This is a genomic window from Methanosarcina sp. WH1, from assembly GCF_000970005.1.
Taxonomy (GTDB): domain Archaea; phylum Halobacteriota; class Methanosarcinia; order Methanosarcinales; family Methanosarcinaceae; genus Methanosarcina.
In genome coordinates this window covers 2,456,301-2,475,637 of sequence record NZ_CP009504.1, presented here as the reverse complement: position 1 = coordinate 2,475,637, position 19,337 = coordinate 2,456,301, and the positions used below count along the sequence as shown (strand labels likewise).

Genomic DNA, 19,337 nt, shown 5'->3' with positions numbered 1-19,337 from the left:
AATTTCTAAGACGCTTGTTACTGATTTAATTTGTTATTCCTTTTGGTCTTTCCATTTGATTTGTTTTTTACCTATAGCTCCGCCATAAAAATGGCATATATAATAAAGTGTCAGAAAAACGAGAATTGCAAGAACAGCTTTAAAGACTATCCTTTTAAAAAATCCTTTATCCCATTAATCCCCTCATCTTTTGTTTATTCTCCGGATTTGCTTTATAATTATTTGCTTTATAATTATGTTTTCCCTAGTTCAAATATTTTCAGGATAAGATGAATTTTCAAGTATATTGATGCAATCTTCTACAGCATTTATAACACAAAGAGTAAAACCCCTGAGTCTTTAGCTCCGTGGTAACAGAAAATGAAGCGAAAGAAAAAACAAAAGATGGCAAAAAACGAGTAAGAGTACGATTAAAATCGAATTAAATATACTTTAAATATTGCCTGGAATAAACTCTTTCCCCAGCCTTGTTTCCATAGATCCTGGGATTTCGGAAGAACTAGATATTTTCAACAGTAACTTAATATATTTAGTAAGTCTAAATACGGCAATCATACTTAATTGCAATAATAATATTTTTATGGAATTCCTCGCATTGCTTTTCTTTTTCTTTTCAGGCAATGGCTCCGTTGGAAAAGTGATATATCCAGTAAAGAATGCAAAATACAAGTACTGCAAGAACTGCTTTGAAATCCATAACTGTTATCCTCCTTTTTCAGATATTTTCTCAGGCTATAGCGCCGGCTGAAAAGTGATATATCCAGTAAAGAGTGCAAAATACAAGTACTGCAAGAACTGCTTTAAAGTCCATAACTGTTATCCTCCTTTTAATAACTATCACGAAAAATCCCTTTTGTAGGTAAAAACAGTACTGGAATGCAGGTATATAAAAATACCGTTTTTTACCGCTTTTGGAGCTGATTTCCGTATTTTCAGTCGAGTTATTTTTTTATCTCTGCCTATTTTGGCTTTTAAAGTTTTCAAAACATTGAAAAAGTAAATCTAAAGGTTGTTTTAACTTAATAAAAAGGAGGAGATCTTTACTCTTTTGCAAAAGTAACCTTATATATTTTCCAGTAAAATTATAATTGGGGGATCAAAATCGGGAGATGTTTTTCAAATATTAATTTTACTTCTCTTACCTCCCGGAACCCGGTAAAAGGATGCATTTTTTATCCGGGCTTCTGCCGACTACGGGAAGGATAAGTTTCTCATTCACTTTACGGTTTTATTGATGAATATATACAGACAGAAGGAATTCAGACAGAATGAATTCAGGCAGGAAGAATTCAGGCAGGAAGAATTCAGGCAGGAAGAATTCAGGCAGGAAGAATTCAGGCAGGAAGAATTCAGGCAGAAAGAATTCAGGCAGAAAGAATTCAGGCAGAAAGAATTCAGGCAGAAGGCGATTTATCTGAACACTGGAACAAAAAAAGCAGCCCGACAGTCCAGGTGCTCTCCGGCAAAAAAGAGTTTTTTCAAGTGCGAGCTCATGAGCTTTGGAGAAGTTTTTCGCCTTTCCAGGTTTCTTGCCCGGCAAATCAAAGCTTCGGGTTATCAGCCTGACTTGATCGTTGCAATAGGGAGGGGAGGCTATGTGCCTGGAAGGCTGGTTTGCGATTTTTTGCTTTTCAACGACCTGACTTCTATGAAAGTCGAGCACTACATGAGGGGGGCGGATATGCAGGCAGAAGCGAGGATAAAGTTTCCCATCTCCGTGGACATAAGCGGGAAAAAAGTGCTCATTGTGGACGACGTCACAGACACCGGAGAGACCCTTAACCTTTCGGTTGACTACGTGCAGAGCCTTAGACCTGCCGAGATCAGAACTGCAGTCCTCCAGCACAAGACCTGTTCTTCCTTCACCCCGGATTTTTATGGCCAGAAGGTTGTCAGGTGGCGCTGGATAATCTACCCATGGGCCCGTTATGAGGATCTGGCAGGGTTTGCGGAAAAGATTTTAGGGGACAGGACTCTTGATCTCTCCCGGATCACTGCTGAGTTTAAGAAGAGATACGAGATCAAGATAGGTGAACAGGAATTGCTTGAAATTCTGATCGATCTGGCTAAGAGAAATGATGTTGAGAGGGTTGAAACGGATAATCTGGTCGGATGGCGGGTCCGGAAGAAGTAGGTGTAATTAATTTCATCTGTGTTTTCAGAATAATAAAAAACAAAAAAGGAAGAAAAATTCAACGAAAAAGGAAATATCAATAGATTTTATATGAAGAAGCGTAAAACCCCTGAGTCTTTAGCTCAGGGGATATAAGCGTCAACTTCACCCCTGATTCCGTATGTAATATTCTGCCGCCTCTTTACTAACATTTCCGATAGTAGACGCAAAATAACCATCACCCCATAACGTATTCTCACCCCAATAATACTTTTTCAGATATTCTTTTTGAGTTTTCCATAACCTGTTAGTATATTCTTGTTTCAATTTTCTGACAATTGACAAAACGCTAACTTTCGGCTCACTCTTGATCAAGAAATGAATATGGTCTTTGTCAGTTTCCATTTCAAGGATTTCAAAGTTAGACTCTTTTGAAATGTCAATCATAATCTGTTTGAGTTCTTCGCTAATTGGTTCAAGTATGACTTTTTGGTATTTGCAAACAAAAATRACATGATACATTAACAAAAATTTGCTATGATTCCGTGTTTCATACTTCGTATTTACCAAAAAGTACATGTGTTGTTAAAGCATATAATGCCTTTGTATGATGCAAACGTTCAAATTTAGACTCTATCCTACAACTACACAAGCTATTCAATTGAATCAGCATATAGGTAGCTGTAGATTTGTCTATAATTGGGCACTTGACCAGAAAATTAAAACTTATGAGCAGACAGGGGAATCAATTTCCAGATTTGATTTAAACAAATTAATTCCTACTCTAAAGGCTTCTAATGAGTGGTTAGGAGAAGTTAACTCTCAATCATTACAGGGGATGACTAAGCAGGTTGAATCCGCTTTCACTAGATTCTTTAGAGAGAAAACAGGGTTTCCAAAGTTCAAATCAAAAAAGAATCCGATACAGTCTTTCCCTGTACCTCAACACTACACTGTAAACTTTGAAAATAATACTATCAAGCTTCCTAAAATAGAACCAATTAAAGCAGTTCTTCACAGGAAGTTTGAAGGAGAGCCCAAAACGGCTACGGTATCAAGGACATGTAAAGGACATTACTATATCAGTATCCTTGTTGAAGATGGAAAAGAACTTCCAGTAAAGGAAGCTTTCACAGAATCAACAACAGTAGGAATTGATGTAGGTATCAAAGACTTTGCTGTCCTTTCAACAGGAGAAAAGGTTGAGAATCCAAAGTACTTGAAAAACTCTCTTAAAAGGCTCAAAGTATTACAGAAAAGAGTCTCAAAGAAACAGAAAGGCTCTAAGAACAGGGCAAAAGCTAAACGAAGACTTGCTGTACTCCATGACAAAATAACAAATCAGAGAAATGACTTCCAGAACAAACTCTCTTTTAGACTTGTTAGCGAAAACCAAGCTGTAGCTCTGGAAACTCTAAATGTTAAAGGCATGGTTAAGAATCATCACTTAGCACAGGCTATAAGTGATTCTGCGTGGAGTAGTTTTGTAATAAAGTTGGAATATAAGGCTCAATGGTTTGGAAAAACCGTCCTGAGAATAGGACAATTTGAACCCTCTTCTAAGCTATGTAGTGTGTGTGGATACCACAATAAAGAGCTTCAGCTAAAAGACAGAGAATGGATTTGTCCAGACTGTAAAACCAAACACGATAGAGACATTAATGCCGCTATCAATATCAAAAAATTCGCTCTCATAGATCAGAATCTAATTGGATTATGACACCATAGGGACTACGGGGATGAGCTTGGGGACTTGCTCTCAATAGAGGGAGGAATGAACCAAGAAGCCACTCAGTCTTTAGCTGAGTGGTAGTTCACTTGCCCTTCACATTACGGTTTCTGTGACCAGTTCCAGATTCCCCTGCGGGAAAACCCTTGATATCCGGACGTTCCAATTTCCATCTGAATTTTCGTTTTCAGCCTGGATCAAATTAAAGCACTGCGTCGTTTTGCCTCTGGTCTTGGAAGAACAGATGGTGCCTGCATTTATAACAAGCATATTGTTCAGGTTCCAGACATGAGGAATGTGGCAGTGCCCGCAAAGCACAAGGTTTACTTTGCAGTGGTTCAAGAGGTCAAGGACATCACCGGCATCGACAAGGACAGTGTTTTCCCTGCCCGAAAGAGGGATCGGGACAAGGTGGTGGTGCAGGGCAAAGACCTTGAAATTCTCTCCGGAAAATGCTTCTTTGATCCAGCCGTAGTTTTCCCTTCCCAGGTGCCCTTCGTCAATGTCCGGCTGGGAGGAGTCAACTCCCACAACGGTTACATCTCCAAGATTCCTGGTTGAGAACCTGTTTTCGAAAAGGTCTTCAAAGTGCAGGTACCCGGCATTTTTGGAGTCGTGGTTTCCAGGGACAAGGACTCTATCTTTACATTCAATCCTGTCAATAAATCTTTTAACTCCATCATATTCGGCTGAAAACCCGTTTTCTGTCAGGTCGCCGGTAATTACCACAATATCCGGATCCAGCTGATTTATGTTCTGCAACATGGATTCTGCAATTTCCGGGACAAAATATGCTTCTGAAAAATGAATATCTGAAAGGTGTACAATCTGTATAATTTTTTACTCCCCTGTTTCTGAAATTTTATAATATTGTTTATATTCAGAACCTTCTAATTCAGTGCCATTATATATAGGTATCTGGGGAAAATACATATTTTTGCAAATCTAATTATAATTCGTTATAATAAAAAGGTTTTATAACTCAATCTCTTTTGAATTGTATTAATATTTATTTAATCTTCATTCATGAACAGTAGGCACAAAAATGAAGAAAATAATCTTTTCAGGTATTTCAGCCTCTTTTTTCTATGCAGTCACCGGACGTGCGCCAGGCCCGGACTCGCAGAAGAGGTTTTTGTCTCTTAAAAAAGATCCCTTCTTTTGGGTTTTGAACTTAAAATACAATTGGATTCCGTTTTTCAAGTTTTGTAGTTTATAAATAAATATTCTTCAAAAAATGTTCTACAAAAGACGCGTGTTCACTCGATCTTCCAGCGTACTTTTCCGATAGGTTAGAATATCTTTACAGAGCGCTGATATGTGATTATTTACTACACGACGCTTCTTATCAGCCTTTAATTCTTGCTGAGTTCATTTAATGAACTCTCTTCTTTATTCAGACCTCTACAATTACCTTCCCTTCCATCCAGGGGTGTATTGTACAGATATACTGGTACGTTCCTTCCTTCTCAAAAGTATAGGTAAATGCCTCTCCTTTTTGAAGGTACTCGGACTCAATACCCGAACCTACCACATCATGGAGAACAGTATCGTTGTTAGTCCACTTTACAGTCTGTCCAACTTTAACAGTAAGGTTCTGGGGTATGTATTTGTAGCCCTGGATCTTGACATCAATAATATCATCCCTTGTTCCTGTCGCAGCCTCTACGGTTCCCGCTATTTCCCCCTCATCTATTCCTTCGACAGGTGTGGAAAGTGCAGGTTTTTCTGAAGCTCCGTTGTCAGCACAACCCACAACAAAAAGCACACTTAAAATTATCAGAAAAATTATGATTTCCTTTCTCACGCTATTTTCCTCTCTAACTCAGTTTTTACACTTATATTTTTACTTTTACTCTTTTACTCTTTTACCCTTCTACTCTTTTTACTCTTTTACTCTTTTACTCTTTTTACTCTTTTACTCTTTTACTCTTATACTTTTTTTACTCTTTTACTCTTTACTTCTTTATTCAATCCTTACCTCTCTCGTAACCCGTTTGGAAACTCAGTTCAGTAAATCAGTTTCTACTATGTTTCCCTGTCTTTATCCGGTTGAGCAAAGTACAATTTCCACCGTCTATAAATCCTCCCTCTCAAGCGCAAAAAATAACTTTCGGGATTATAATCCATAGCTTCAAAACCAAATCGAAGCTTCAATAAACCCTTTTGATTGAAGCAATAGCAACGTTAAACCCATAAATTAGTCCTCTTGAGCGGAACGAAGTGGAGCGAAAAGGACCGAGTACTCTCGAGGCGCAACTCGGGGAACAAATACATTAATAATGAGTTATGACTATTCACCTACGTTTCAGCTTCATTCTTATATTTACGTTTAATTTATCTCCTAATTAAGGTGAATTTATGTCTTTAGCAAATCTCAGAACACATTATACAACCGATGTCAAGCCTGAAAAAGTTGATAACGGTCAGAAAATAACCCTTGCAGGCTGGGTCTATGAGGTCAGAGACCTCGGAGGGATCTGTTTCGTTGTTCTCAGGGACAGGGAAGGAAAGGCTCAGATCACACTTGTAAAGAAAAAAATTGACAAAGAACTCTTCGATGCAGCAAGAAGGCTTGTTCGCGAGTCCGTAGTTTCCGTAACTGGCTCTGTCAAATTTGAAGAAAAAGCTCCTAACGGTTATGAACTGCTCCCCGAAGAGATCACTGTCCTGAACATGGCAGCTTCCCCTCTTCCTATGGACACAACCGGAAAGGTAGAAGCCGAACTGGACACGAGGCTTGACTCCCGCTTTATTGACCTGAGAAGAGCCGAGACAACTGCGGTTTTTAAGATAAGGCATGAGTCTCTCCAGGCTATCAGGGAATATTTTGTAAAGCATAACTTTATTGAAACAGCAACTCCAAAGGTCGTTGCTACAGCAACCGAAGGTGGAACTTCTCTTTTCCCGATCACCTATTTTGACAGGGAAGCCTTCCTCAACCAGAGCCCCCAGCTTTTCAAGCAGATCCTCATGAGCGGTGGGTTTGACAGGGTCTTTGAAATTGGCCCCATTTTCAGAGCAGAAGAACACGATACCCGCAGGCACTTAAACGAAGCCACTTCTATTGATGTTGAAGTCAGCTTTGCCGACCACTTCGATGTAATGGAAATTCTGGAAAACCTGGTTGCTTACGTCTATACCCGGGTAATTGAGAACTGCAAAGCCTCCCTTGGAATACTGGGGGTTGAACTGAAGGTTCCGAAGACTCCTTTCCTGAAGCTCACTTATGACGAGGTAATTGAGATCATAAACAGCCGCTCGGAAGAGAAAATGCACTGGGGAGACGATCTCGGCACTTTTGGAGAACATATAGTCGGAGATTATGTCTACGAAACTACAGGTGAATCCCATTACTTTATTATCGACTGGCCCACAGAGATCAAACCTTTCTATGCCATGCCTTATGAGGACAGGCCTGAGTTCAGCAAGTCCTTTGACATGATGCATCGGACAATGGAGCTTTCTTCAGGAGCTCAGCGGATTCACATTCCTGACCTGCTTAAGAGCAGGATAGCATCCCAGGGCTTAAACCCTGACGGTTTTGAGTTCTACCTTAAAGCCTTCGAATACGGAATGCCTCCGCATGCCGGATGGGGACTGGGCTGTGAGCGTTTTGTCATGACCATGCTCGGAACTGACAATATCAGGGATACGGTACTCTTCCCGAGGGACAGGAGAAGACTTTCTCCCTGATCCCCTCCAATATTTTCTTTTAAGCTTGAAAGGACTTCCTGTTTTTGAAAAATATTTGCTAACTTTTTTAAAGCTGAAAGGCGGAACATAAAATGACGGAAAGAAATACTTCTACTGATTCTCCCGAAAAACGGGCAGCTGGGATTGCTGCAGTCAGGCTTGTTAGCCCTGGAATGGTTGTTGGGCTGGGCACAGGTTCAACAGTTGCATACACTATAAAGGAACTTGGACGTTGTGTGCAGGAGGAAGGGCTCGATATCCTGGGAGTTGTTACTTCTTATCAATCTGAGATGTTGGCAATTAAAGCTGGAATTCCCCTTACTACTCTAGCCCAGCACCCTGAACTGGACATTGCCATTGACGGAGCTGACCAGATCGACTCCGAACTCCGTGCTATTAAAGGAGGAGGAGCGGCTCATACAAGGGAAAAGATCGTTTCTTTTTCTGCAAAACGGTTTGTGGTTGTAGCTGACGAGTCGAAAACGAGCATGCAGCTTGATAAAACCGTGCCTGTGGAGGTTCTGCCCTTTGCAAAAGAACTTGCAGTAAGGAAGATCCTGGAACTGGGTGGAAAACCGCAACTCAGGTCTGCTGTAAAAAAAGACGGTCCCGTAATAACGGATAACGGGAACTTTGTCCTTGATGTAGAATTTGGTCTTATAAAAGACCCGGAAGCTCTTGCTCTTCAACTGTCTGCGATTCCAGGAGTGGTTGAGCACGGTATTTTTTGCAATGTGGATGAGCTTTACATAGGAAATAAAAACGGATCTGTAAAGGTTATAGTACAGCAGAAATAAATTGGATAAGCAGGCAGAAACAAACGGGATCAAAAATGAGTTAAACAGGATCATAAACAATAAAGGCAGAAGTGCTTCTTGCAAACATTTTCCTACAGTACTCTGTGGTAAGTAGGACAGGGTACTGCCTTTTTCATCTTTATCGCATAACAGGAAGCGGAAACAGCGTCCTTTTTGTAGAATCACAGGTCTTACCGATATATTTTTATAGAAGTATTATCAGTAGTTTTCTGATCAATTACTATCTGCAAGTCAAGTAAATTGCGTAAAACAAGGTTCTCGGGTTCGATACCTGAGATAAAGTAACCGCAAGCCGGAAAACAACTTCAAATTATCAATTATTTATCCTTCAATTTATACTATGTATTTTCAGGAGGTTTTGTTCAGATGGATAAAGGTGGCCAGCCAATCTACATAATAGATCCGAGTAAGGAACAAACAAAGGGAAAAGATGTACTCAGCATGAACATTGCAGCTGCAAAAGCTGTGGCAAACATAGTTAAGAGTACGCTTGGACCCCGGGGCATGGACAAGATGCTTGTGAATCCTCTGGGGGACGTTACCATCACAAACGACGGTGCTACTATCTTACACGATATGTCCATTGAGCACCCGACAGCCAAGATGCTTGTGGAGGTTGCCCAGTCCCTGGAAAGTTCTGCAGGGGATGGGACCACAAGCGCTGTTGTGTTCTCAGGGGCCCTGCTGGAAAAAGCAGAAGACCTTATTGAAAATGGAGTACATCCGTCAGTTGTTGTCAAAGGTTACAGGTTTGCAGCAGAAAAAGCTGTTGAGATTTTAGAGGACCTGGCAATTACTGCAGGTGAGGAAGACAGAGAATTGCTTATAAAAACTGCCAGAACCTCCATCACTGGCAAAGCTTCCGAAAAATACAGCCGTTTGATTGCAGAACTCTGCGTGGATGCAGTTCTTGCCATTCATGAGGACGGAAAAGCCGACCTTAAAAACATTATCCTTACAAAAGACATCGGTGGGCTTGTTGAGAAGACGGAATTTGTAGAGGGAGTTGTAATCGACAAGGTTGCACTCGATAAAAACTTCCCTCTCAAAATTGTAAATCCCAATATCGCGCTCATTGATGCTCCTATGGAAACCGCAAAGACCGCAAACAAGGCAAAGCTTCAAATCAACAACGTAAGTGATATCGAAAATTTCGTAAAGCAAGAGGATGCGGCCCTCTTTGAGATGGCAGATTACATAATCAGAGCAGGCGCAAATGCTGTCTTCTGCTCCAAGGGTATGGATGACAAGGTCTCAGCCTACCTCCAGAGCAGGGGTATCTACGCAACTCGCAGGGTGAAGAGTGATGATATGCAGCACCTTGCTGACGCTACGGGAGGCCGGCCTGTAAGGAACATCAAGGAACTTACAGAAAAAGAACTCGGGCACGCAGGGCTCCTTGAGCAGGACAGGGATGACGATCAGGGTAAAACCTACCTCAGGGACTGCAAGGGTGCAAAATCCGTATCAATCGTTCTTCGCGGCGGGACTGAGCATGTGGTGGACAACCTGGAGCGTGCAATTGATGATGCACTTAAAGTTGTGAAATGTGTGGTTGAAGATGGCAAGGTCGTTGCCGGAGGCGGAGCTTCGGAGATGGCAGTTGCACTCTCACTCCGTTCTTATGCTTCCAGCGTAGGTGGACGGGAACAGATGGCAATCACAGCTTTTGCTGAAGCTCTTGAAGAAATCCCAAGGACAATTGCAAGAAACGCAGGCCTGGATGCCATCAACACCATCCTGAACCTCCGCGCAAAGCATGCAGAAAACAAAAATGCAGGTTTAAACATCCTGACCGGTGATGCTGAAGATATGCTTGAAAAAGGTGTTGTTGACCCTCTCAGAGTAAAGGTCAACTCCATCAAATCAGGTTCCGAAACTGCGGCAATGGTGCTTCGTGTGGACAGTATGCTCCGCGCTCAGAGTGCCTCAATGCAGGAAGTTAAACCCGAGCATATGGCAAGTACCTACGAAGGCATGTCAGCACCTGCACTTAATATGCACAGGTAAAACCTGATACTTCAGTTTAATAATTGAAAAGAAGTAACTTAGTTTATTACAGAAAAAGCTGCAGATTTTTTTCTGCGGCTCTCTTTTTTGGAAGAAATGTCACCAATTAAGGTTTATTTCTTTTTTCTCAAATTCTCAGAAGTAAGCTCTCAGATTTCCCCGTAAAAACGGCGGTAATCTTCAATAGCTTTTCTTGCCTGCTCAGGAAATTCTTTTCTCAGGTATTCAACGAACTCATCCCTTGACTCGTTTTCTTTGAGGACTTCAAGCATGCTGGCAGCAAATTCTCTTGATCGGGGATTTCCTTTTTGGATCTCAAAAGAGAGGCAAAGGGCTTCTTTTGGAAAATACTTTCTCCTAATCCAGGGAGAAACCGAACCCAGTAATACTCCTTCTTTCAGGATGCTGTAGGCAGGTACTCCGATTCTTTCCAGCCTGTCTTCCCCCGCAAGTTTTTCAAAGTTTTCTCTGGAATAAGAATGGAGCTCAATATAAATTTCAGGATTCAGGGCTTCAATGGCTTCGAGTATACTTATTCCCATTACCGGATAGTAAGCAGGGTCCAGGGTTGAAGTATATTTTCCCCTGTTGACAAGAGGGATTAATGCAAGGGTGCCTTTTTCAGGAGGCTCTATTTTCAGCAGGATTTCCGTTGTGTCCTTCCACTCATCTCCATGCAGCCCTGCAGCAAAGAGGCGAACAGGTTTTCCCTGCCCATATACCCTCAGTTCGGTCTCGTTAGTGTATTTATGTGTGGGGCACGTGTCTGTACAATTGAGGTTGTCCGGAGGGGATCCAGCTTTTTCAGTAACTTTCATCTGTTTTAATCCCTTTTGGTTTTTTTCTTCAGGCTGATTCTTGTTCTTCAAGCTGATTTATTTCTTCAGACAGAAGTTTTCTTGCAACCACGTAAATCTCCTGCTTTTCGGAACTGATAACCTGCTGGACTTCAAGCCCCAGGTCTTCGATCCTGCTCAGGATTGGCTTCGGGTTTTTCTTTTTTCCTATTTTTATTACCTGGAGCAGCCTTCCCCCTTCTTTCAGGAGAGGGAGCACTCTGGCAAGGGCTTTGATTGAGTCTTCAGGTTCAAGAGTCATGTCCGAGAGAATAACATCCACGGGTTCCTCAGAGAGTTCCTTGAGAGGTATGGTAAACACATCCCCGAATATTACCTCAACGTTTTCCCGCTCATATGCAATTTTCCCAAGTTCGCTCCTGAAATCCCGGCTGAACTCTATGCCTTTTACGTGGCTTGCAATATCTGATGCAAAAAGGAGAAAACCACCTGCACTCGATCCCATGTCAAGAACTCTGTCTCCAGGTTTAAGGATCTCACTTTCTTCCTGAACAAGCCTGAGTTTGAAGTAGCCCTGTGGCTGGTCAAGGCCTTCGACAACTTCTATTATGTCATCAACTGAGACGTCTCTGGAGACTTTTGTTACCACAGTGCCGTTGACTTTAACGTTTCCTTCATGAACGGCAGTCTTGGCTCGTCCCCTGGACTTGAAATGTCCCATATCTACAAGGTATGAATCCAGTCTCATGGGGGATTGTATCGGCAGAGCCTATATATATAAGTAGCAAGTGGACTTCCGGGAAATTCTGAGTTCACTGAGTGCCCTGAACGTTTAACAGGATGGTAGTTCACTGGTATGTAGTTCACTGATATCATTATTTAAAGTCAAATCAAAGTAAAACATCGATTTTCAAAGCAATTTGAGATCTTTATATAAAATCACCGAGTGGTAGAACGTTGTCAGTTATCGAATAATTTAGTTTGGGGGATTTTTGAGAGTGTTTTGCTTTTTTTTTTAAAACGTCAAATAAATCCATGTTGTGAACGGTATGTCAAGAATTCGATGAAACGAGAAAGGTATCCTTGATTTTGGGTTGATCTTTTCCACAATGGTTTTCATACTCTCATGTTTGTTCGTAATTATATGAACAAACACGACCCGGTTTTTTCGCAAGTATAGAAACAAATCCGACTTTTCTGGTTATACATTGCAAAAAAATAAAAACTTATTAATAATATCATTTCTTTTCTTTTTATAAATGCTTAAAACCTACAAATATCGAACATGTCCTACTAAATATCAAAAAAGAGTAATTATATCTCAGTTTATTTAATGACTCAAGTGTCAATTTGAAGAGACGGTGTACTAAAAAATGCTTAAAAAATTTACGTCATTATTCCCCCTGTGGGCGATACTCCTATCTGCAGTAGCGTATGTGTATCCAGGGTATTTTGCCCCCCATAATAATCTTATTGTACCCCTCTTGAGCCTGATCATGCTCGGGATGGGAGTCACACTTTCAGTGGGCAATTTTCTTGCAGTCCTGAAAAAGCCTTATGTGGTCATTCTGGGCACCCTCATGCAGTACACCCTTATGCCTCTGGCAGCGTGGATGGTCTGTCTGGCTCTAAAGCTTCCTGTCGACCTTGCCACCGGTGTGATCCTGCTTGGCTGCTGTCCCGGCGGTACGGCTTCAAATGTTATCTGCTACCTTGCAAAAGGAGATGTTGCACTCTCGATAGTGCTCACATCTGTCTCTACCATGGTTGCCTTTCTCGCAACTCCCTTCCTTACCTGGCTCTTTATCGGGCAGACAGTGGAGGTGGACGTCATGGGCATGCTTGTTAGTGTTGTAAATATTGTTATTGTGCCTGTAGTCCTCGGACTTTCAATCAATTATTTCTTTGAAAAAAGGATAACAGCAGTCAGAGATGTCTTTCCGGCAATCTCAGCTCTCGCAATCGTTGTTATCATTGCCATAATCATAGGGGCAAACAGCGAAAACCTTGAGCAGAGTGGTCTTCTAGTCCTTGTTGCCGTGATCTTGCACAACGGGCTGGGCCTTGCAGGCGGCTACGGGGTTGCAAAAGCTTTCAAGCTTAGCGAAACAGAAGCAAGAACCCTGGCAATTGAGGTCGGAATGCAGAATTCGGGTCTCAGTGTTGCTCTTGCGATAAAACATTTTACAGCTGCTGCAGCACTTCCGGGTGCAATCTTCAGCATCTGGCACAATCTGTCCGGAGCTTTCCTTGCAGGACACTGGTCAAAAACCAGCGTACCTGATCCCGATGAAAGTGAGATGCCCAGAATTAGCGGGCATATACATTAAGAAATTGGGGTAAAACCTTGAAGGGTTTTACAAAAGTAGAAACGAGGTTGGAAAGCAGGATAAAATTCGGGAATATCACAACAGATTTCCCGGATTTTTCCTGTATTCATCTATTTTTCTATTTTGCTGCTTTTTCTTCATATTTTTGATTTCTTTTTCTGCCAATCTTCAAGATTTCAATCAAGAAATGCAAAAATTACTGGATTTCGAAACTGAATTTATTTTTAGTATAATTAATTTTAAATAATTACGGGGATAATTGTATCCTATAACGGGAGCAAACGGGACAGCGATTGAGGAATAATCGTAGGGTACGGGGATAGAGAATTGTCTGGAAGATATTGATCCCGTTCCGCATAAATGCACTTGAATGGGTATATTGATATTATCTAAATAGGACTTATGCAGTTGAACTTAAAAATCAATTGCATTTAATTCAGGATTTCTACAGAGCCCAAATAATATATTATATGCTGCAGTGTTAGAGGCTCCTTAGGATCCATAGGGGTTGGGGAGCATGAAGGGGAAGGGAGTAATATGTCTGTTCGTTTTTTGCATCGCACTAATTAACGCTTTAATTCCTGTAGTTTCTTCTTCTGAAACTTCAATGGGTAGTACGAGCACCTCGGGACACGAGAAGGCCTTTGACCCCGGAAGCATGAATCTCTCAGTAAAACCCGGAGACGATTTCTATGAGTATGCTGAAGGAGCCTGGATAAAAAACCACCCCGTGCCTGCGGACAAATCCCGATACGGCGAGTTCGAGATAGTAGAGGACAGAACCTTCGACCGCGTCAAAGGAATAGTGGAGGACGCAGCCAACAATACATCTGCCCCTGAGGGAAGCATAGAGCAGAAGATCGGTGAGTTCTACCGGGTGGGAATGGATAATACCACTCTGGAAAGGCAGAGTCTGGACCCTATCAAAGACGAGCTGAAAATGATAGACGATATCTCCAGCACCTCAGATCTCCAGGCCGTATCGACGCACATGATGGACTACGGCATGGACCCCTTTTTCTCCATGTACGCGGCACCCGACAAGAAGAATAGCAAAGTCATGATCGCTACCCTCGCCCAGGGAGGTCTGGGCCTTCCGGATAGAGATTTCTATTTCAGGCAGGACAATGAATCTATCAAGATCAGAGAGCAGTACCTGATTCACGTTGCCAGGATGTTCGTCTTCCTCGGCGATAGCCCGGAGACCGCTGAGAATAATGCCAGAACCGTGATGAGGCTAGAGACCAGGCTGGCCAACGCATCCTTCACCAACGTGGCCGACACTGATGAGGTCAAAACGTATAACAAGATGAGCCTTGAGGAGCTTCAGGCCTTTGCCCCGGGCATGAACTGGTCCTGTCTCTTTGGCGTTCTGGGCTACCCGGATGTAGTCGAGGTCAACGTCAGAAACCCGTCCTACTTCAAGGAGCTGAACATCGTCCTTCAGGACGAGAGCATAGCTGACTGGAAGACTTTCCTGCGCTGGAAGCTGATCTCAGCTACGTCCCCCTATCTCAGCTCCGACCTTGAGAAAGAGCATTTTGACTTTTATAACAGAAAGCTTAATGGCCAGCAGGAGATGAAGCCCCGATGGAAGAGAGTCCTAGATGCGGAAAATGAGGCCATAGGTGAAGCCATAGGCCGTGTCTACGTGGACAGGTATTTCGACCCGGGTTCCAGGGCCAGGATGCAGGAGATGGTATCCAATTTGAAGAAGGCTTTCAGGGAAAGGATTCAAAACCTGACATGGATGGAGCCTGAAACAAAGAAGAAAGCCCTCCTGAAGCTTGAGGCCCTGGATGTCCAGGTAGGCTACCCCGATGAGTGGCTGAATTATTCAGAGCTTGAGGTGAAGAACGATTCGTATGTCATGAATGTCTTCAGGGCCTCTAAATTTCAGTTCCACCACGGTCCCTACGGCCTGGAAAGGATAGGCAAGCCCGTAGATAGCAAGCTCTGGGAGATGAACCCCCAGGAGACTAACGCCTATGCAGACTATAATAAGAACATCATCGTCTTCCCGGCGGGCATTCTTCAGCCTCCTTTCTTCAACATGGACGCTGATGACGCAGTTAACTACGGTGCTATAGGCGCCATTATAGGACATGAGATGACTCACCACTTTGATAGCCAGGGCAGGAAGTTTGATGCCAGTGGAAATCTGACGGATTGGTGGACGCCAGAGGACTCCGATAATTTTAACAGGAGCACGGAGGTCCTGGTGGATGAGTACAACAGGTTCGAGGTCCTGCCCGGCCTGCAAGTAAACGGCAACCTTACCCTCCAGGAGAACATAGCAGACTTTGGCGGCTTGACCATGGCTTACCACGCCTATAAACTCTCATCGAAAGAGGAGCCGGAGATGGTCGATGGTTTCACCGGAGATCAGAGGTTCTTCTTAAGCTACGCCCAGATCTGGAGGGAATCGGACACAAATGAATTCCTGAGGACGCGAGTGCTAACCGATACCCACTCGCCTGCCAGGTTCAGGGTCAACGGCGTGGTCTTCAACGTGCCTGAGTTTTACAGGGCGTTCCCTAACGTAAATCCCGCGGATAAACTTTACAGGCCAGAGAGTGAGAGGCCGGTGATCTGGTAGAGTCGGAAAGTTTTCTTACTTCACTTTTTCTTTTTGCCTCACTTTACTTATTGATAACAAAGGTCTGTGAACGTTGAGTAAGCCAGAGTACAAGCTTTCGCGGTTCCCCGTAATACTTCTTCGCAATGCCATAAAAGAGAAGTTCGGTTACGAATAGGCAGCTTAGGAACCAGGGCGGAGGGTTGTAAGAGACAAGGGGGTCCAGAGCGTACAGGATTGAGTAGGTGCCATAAAGCGCACTGTTTTCGAAAAATTCAATATTCGTGACTCCCGGCTGGAAGCCCGTATCCAGCAAAAAGTAAAACAGGCAGGTAAGAAGTGCAAAGCAGAAGTAAGGCACGATAAGAGACCTGAATCTCCCCTTCACAAAACCTGAAGCAGATTCTGCATATTTTCCAAAGTCAAATAGAAATCCGGAAATGAAAAAAAAAGTGGCATGTGAAAAGAAAATCTATAAGTATCAAGCGCTATCGGTAAGCTGTGGTGAGCAAATACGACAAGTATAATCCCAATCCTTTTTTAAGTGCCAATCCAGTGAAACCTCATAGTAACCCGGAACGTAAACAGTGTTTACAATCTAATAATATTTTAGTATTTTCTATGTATGAATATATTATCAATAACTAACAAAAGTAACCTGACAACTCCCTTTGACGAAATTAACCTGGCAACATCGCCTTTAAGAAAATAGGTTAAAAATCCTCTAATATTTCCTTTAATCACATGATAAAGAGATCTTCCAGATATGCGAAAATATAATTTATACAATTTTTATGAGCAAATCATTATAAATAATTATATACATATAATTATTCTCGTGAGTCCTTTTGTGATATTGATTAATATTTATAAAATAATATTCTTTAGACTGAATATGCAATTTCATCTCCTCTAATTAGGAATGAGCCAGGCAAGGATTGAGTAAATAAGAATCATCATACATAAACTGGCACCCAGGATCAACTCATTTTTGACTTTATCCTTAAAGTCGGAGAGAAGTGGATGGAGAATCATATAAGAAATTCTGAAATTGATATTATTGGAGAGATATCCCGGGGAACACATTTTAGTCAGTTTTACCAGACAACAGAAGATTTGATGGATGTACTTATTCCCTATTTAAAAGCAGGGTTGAAAAATAACGAGCTTTGCTTATGGCTCATATCAGAATATGTAAACATGGAAGAGGCAAAAAAAGCCCTGAAAAAGGCTATTCCCGATTTCGATGTTTATCTGGGTAGAGGACAAATTGAGATTATTTCCTGCGCTGATTGGTATATAATAAATGGGATTTTCGATTCGGAGAGAGCCTTAAACGACCTGGTAGAGAGAGCAAATAAGTCGTCGGCAGGTGGCTATAACGGCCTGAGATTAATTAAGGACATTTTCTGGCTGGAAGAGGAAAACTGGGACGATCTCGTTGATTATGAGAGAAGACTGGATTCTGTTATGGACAAATGCCCAATAATAGCGCTATGCACTTATTCCCTCGAGATGTGCAGTGCAACCGATATAATAGATATTTTTGCAAATCATCAATTCGTTTTGTCCAGAAAAAAAGGAAAATGGGAAAAAAAGGAATATTTAGGAAAGAAAAACATTACTGAGTGCAGACGAACTGAGCAGAAACTGCAGGAGAGAGAGAAACGCTACAGGATGCTTTTCACAAACATGACTGATGGTTTCGGGCTTGTAGAAGTCATGTATAACAACGAGAATAAACCTCATGATTATCGTTACCTTGAGGTAAATCCTGCTTTTGAGTCTTATTTGGGTGTAAAAAAGGAACATATGTTAGGGAACACTATGCTGAAAACATTTCCTTATGTGAACCCAAAAGCCATTGAAAGGTACAGTGATGCTGCACTTTCTGGTCAGCCAATTAACTTTGAGATTTTTAGCCATGTGGCGAATAAATACCTCGATATTTATGTATTCAGTCCCGAGAAAGGAAAGTTAGCGCTGATTCTTCGAGATATTACTGAACGCAAAGAAGCTGAAGCTAAGCTGAAAGAAACTCTTGACAACCTGGAAAACTTAGTGAAAGAACGGACAATAAAGCTTGATAAGGCTTATAGGTCGTTGAAAGAAAGTGAAAAAAGTCTTGCAGAAGCTCAAAAAATGGCTCATGTCGGACACTGGGAGTGGACTATCGCAACTGATGAATCATACTGGTCTGATGAGCTTTATCGTATTTTCGGACGTAGCCATCAGGAATTACATCCAACTTATCAGGAATTTTTGAGTTATGTACATCCCGCTGATCTAGATCATGTCAATAATGCTGCTGAGAAAGCCATGAATGGAAAACCTTACAGTATTGATTACAGAATCTTACCGGCTAAGGGGGAAGAACGCACAGTCCATATGGAATCTCAGGTTATTTTTGACGAGCAGAATGTCCCTGCCCGAATAAAGGGAATAGTTCAGGACATCACCGAGCGAAAAAAAGCTGAAGAAGCCCTGCAAAAAATAGAAAAAATCCGCATAAAAGAAATTCACCACAGGATTAAGAATAATCTACAGGTGATTTCATCCTTACTTGACCTTCAGGCTGAAACTTTCTCTAAAAATAAGGTCTGTAAGACTCCTGAGGTCGTGGAGGCTTTTATGGAAAGCCAGAGCCGCGTAATTTCCATGGCTCTCATTCATGAAGAGCTATATAGAGGGGATAAAATCGACAGTCTCGATTTTGCAGCTTATCTCAGGAAGCTGACTGCAGACCTTTTCAGGTCATACAAACCTGGAAATAAATATATCAGTTTAGAGCTGGACCTTGAGCAGGTTTTTCTTGGCATGGATACCGCAATACCCCTCGGCATCATAGTAAACGAGCTGGTCTCAAACGCTTTTAAACATGCTTTTCCTCATAGAAGGGAAAACAAAATCCAGATAAACCTTCACAAAACTGAGACTTCTGCCGCCAGAAAGGATATTTTTGGCCAAGATAAGGACTGCGGGAAAATAAACGGTTTTCATTACACACTCGAAGTTTCGGATAACGGTAAAGGAATACCTGAAGAGATCTATATCGAGAACTCGGATTCTCTTGGACTTCAGTTAGTAAATATTCTTGTTGAACAGATAGACGGCTGTATAAATCTTGAAAGAGGGAAGGGAACAAAATTCACTATCTTATTTAACGATATAGAAGTATGAGCTGCCCTAATTGCGTCTCGCCCGAATTACACTTTGGGATCGCAGGAAATCGGAGATTTTCTGGGAGTTGCGATGTAATCGCAACA

15 protein-coding genes are annotated in these 19,337 nt (G+C 42.0%); 9 read left to right on the top strand and 6 right to left on the bottom strand.

The window, feature by feature from the left end:
- Positions 1 to 1,268: 1,268 nt before the first annotated feature.
- Together MSWH1_RS20875 and MSWH1_RS10825 are read left to right on the top strand one after the other, a co-directional pair.
- Entirely contained in the window at positions 1,269 to 1,418 is a 150-nt protein-coding gene (locus tag MSWH1_RS20875; RefSeq protein WP_082088112.1) for a hypothetical protein, read from the top strand.
- The gene (locus tag MSWH1_RS10825; protein WP_369798599.1) at positions 1,409 to 2,134 is read left to right on the top strand and encodes a phosphoribosyltransferase; all 726 of its coding nucleotides are present in this window, start codon (positions 1,409 to 1,411) and stop codon (positions 2,132 to 2,134) included. Before MSWH1_RS20875 ends, MSWH1_RS10825 begins: the two co-directional genes overlap by 10 nt.
- Before the next feature lie 144 nt (positions 2,135 to 2,278).
- Here MSWH1_RS10825 and tnpA read toward each other — a convergent pair whose 3' ends face one another.
- Complete coding sequence (gene tnpA, locus MSWH1_RS10820; protein ID WP_048128438.1) at positions 2,279 to 2,692, bottom strand: IS200/IS605 family transposase; 414 nt, start codon at positions 2,690 to 2,692, stop codon at positions 2,279 to 2,281.
- A 28-nt stretch (positions 2,693 to 2,720) separates the two neighbouring features.
- Between tnpA and tnpB the strand changes: the two genes are divergently transcribed.
- Positions 2,721 to 3,833, top strand: coding sequence for an IS200/IS605 family element RNA-guided endonuclease TnpB (gene tnpB, locus MSWH1_RS10815; RefSeq protein ID WP_048128436.1), 1,113 nt, complete (start codon positions 2,721 to 2,723; stop codon positions 3,831 to 3,833).
- A 105-nt stretch (positions 3,834 to 3,938) separates the two neighbouring features.
- Here the strand turns inward: tnpB and MSWH1_RS10810 are convergent, their stop codons facing one another.
- Both MSWH1_RS10810 and MSWH1_RS10805 read right to left on the bottom strand, forming a co-directional pair.
- On the bottom strand, positions 3,939 to 4,619 hold the full coding sequence (locus MSWH1_RS10810) for a metallophosphoesterase (protein ID WP_231585747.1): 681 nt from the start codon (positions 4,617 to 4,619) through the stop codon (positions 3,939 to 3,941).
- Between the two features lie 619 nt (positions 4,620 to 5,238).
- Positions 5,239 to 5,649 (bottom strand): cupredoxin family copper-binding protein, encoded by a 411-nt coding sequence (locus MSWH1_RS10805; RefSeq protein WP_048128434.1) that lies wholly within the window; start codon positions 5,647 to 5,649, stop codon positions 5,239 to 5,241.
- 554 nt (positions 5,650 to 6,203) lie between these two features.
- Between MSWH1_RS10805 and aspS the strand changes: the two genes are divergently transcribed.
- The 3 genes from aspS (at position 6,204) to thsA (ending at position 10,366) form a co-directional block, all read left to right on the top strand.
- On the top strand, positions 6,204 to 7,538 hold the full coding sequence (gene aspS / locus MSWH1_RS10800; protein ID WP_048128432.1) for an aspartate--tRNA(Asn) ligase: 1,335 nt from the start codon (positions 6,204 to 6,206) through the stop codon (positions 7,536 to 7,538).
- A gap of 92 nt (positions 7,539 to 7,630) precedes the next feature.
- On the top strand, positions 7,631 to 8,335 hold the full coding sequence (gene rpiA / locus MSWH1_RS10795; RefSeq protein ID WP_048128430.1) for a ribose 5-phosphate isomerase A: 705 nt from the start codon (positions 7,631 to 7,633) through the stop codon (positions 8,333 to 8,335).
- Positions 8,336 to 8,722: 387 nt separating this feature from the next.
- A complete protein-coding gene (gene thsA / locus MSWH1_RS10790) occupies positions 8,723 to 10,366 on the top strand; it encodes a thermosome subunit alpha (protein ID WP_048128428.1) in 1,644 nt (547 codons plus the stop codon).
- A gap of 149 nt (positions 10,367 to 10,515) precedes the next feature.
- On the opposite strand, the gene MSWH1_RS10785 is transcribed toward thsA, so the two are convergent.
- The gene (locus MSWH1_RS10785; RefSeq protein ID WP_082088239.1) at positions 10,516 to 11,184 is read right to left on the bottom strand and encodes a DUF2119 domain-containing protein; all 669 of its coding nucleotides are present in this window, start codon (positions 11,182 to 11,184) and stop codon (positions 10,516 to 10,518) included.
- 28 nt (positions 11,185 to 11,212) lie between these two features.
- Positions 11,213 to 11,911, bottom strand: a complete 699-nt coding sequence (locus MSWH1_RS10780; protein WP_048128426.1) for a S4 domain-containing protein — start codon at positions 11,909 to 11,911, stop codon at positions 11,213 to 11,215.
- 625 nt (positions 11,912 to 12,536) lie between these two features.
- On the opposite strand from MSWH1_RS10780, the gene MSWH1_RS10775 reads away from it, so the two are divergent.
- On the top strand, positions 12,537 to 13,493 hold the full coding sequence (locus MSWH1_RS10775) for a bile acid:sodium symporter family protein (RefSeq protein ID WP_048128424.1): 957 nt from the start codon (positions 12,537 to 12,539) through the stop codon (positions 13,491 to 13,493).
- 517 nt (positions 13,494 to 14,010) lie between these two features.
- On the top strand, positions 14,011 to 16,092 hold the full coding sequence (locus MSWH1_RS10770; protein WP_048128422.1) for a M13 family metallopeptidase: 2,082 nt from the start codon (positions 14,011 to 14,013) through the stop codon (positions 16,090 to 16,092).
- Positions 16,093 to 16,135: 43 nt separating this feature from the next.
- Here MSWH1_RS10770 and MSWH1_RS10765 read toward each other — a convergent pair whose 3' ends face one another.
- Positions 16,136 to 16,513: an acyltransferase family protein gene (locus MSWH1_RS10765; protein WP_231585748.1), complete on the bottom strand. Its 378-nt coding sequence runs from the start codon at positions 16,511 to 16,513 to the stop codon at positions 16,136 to 16,138.
- 581 nt (positions 16,514 to 17,094) lie between these two features.
- On the opposite strand from MSWH1_RS10765, the gene MSWH1_RS10760 reads away from it, so the two are divergent.
- Complete coding sequence (locus tag MSWH1_RS10760) at positions 17,095 to 19,251, top strand: MEDS domain-containing protein (protein ID WP_052722760.1); 2,157 nt, start codon at positions 17,095 to 17,097, stop codon at positions 19,249 to 19,251.
- The last annotated feature ends 86 nt before the right edge of the window (positions 19,252 to 19,337 follow it).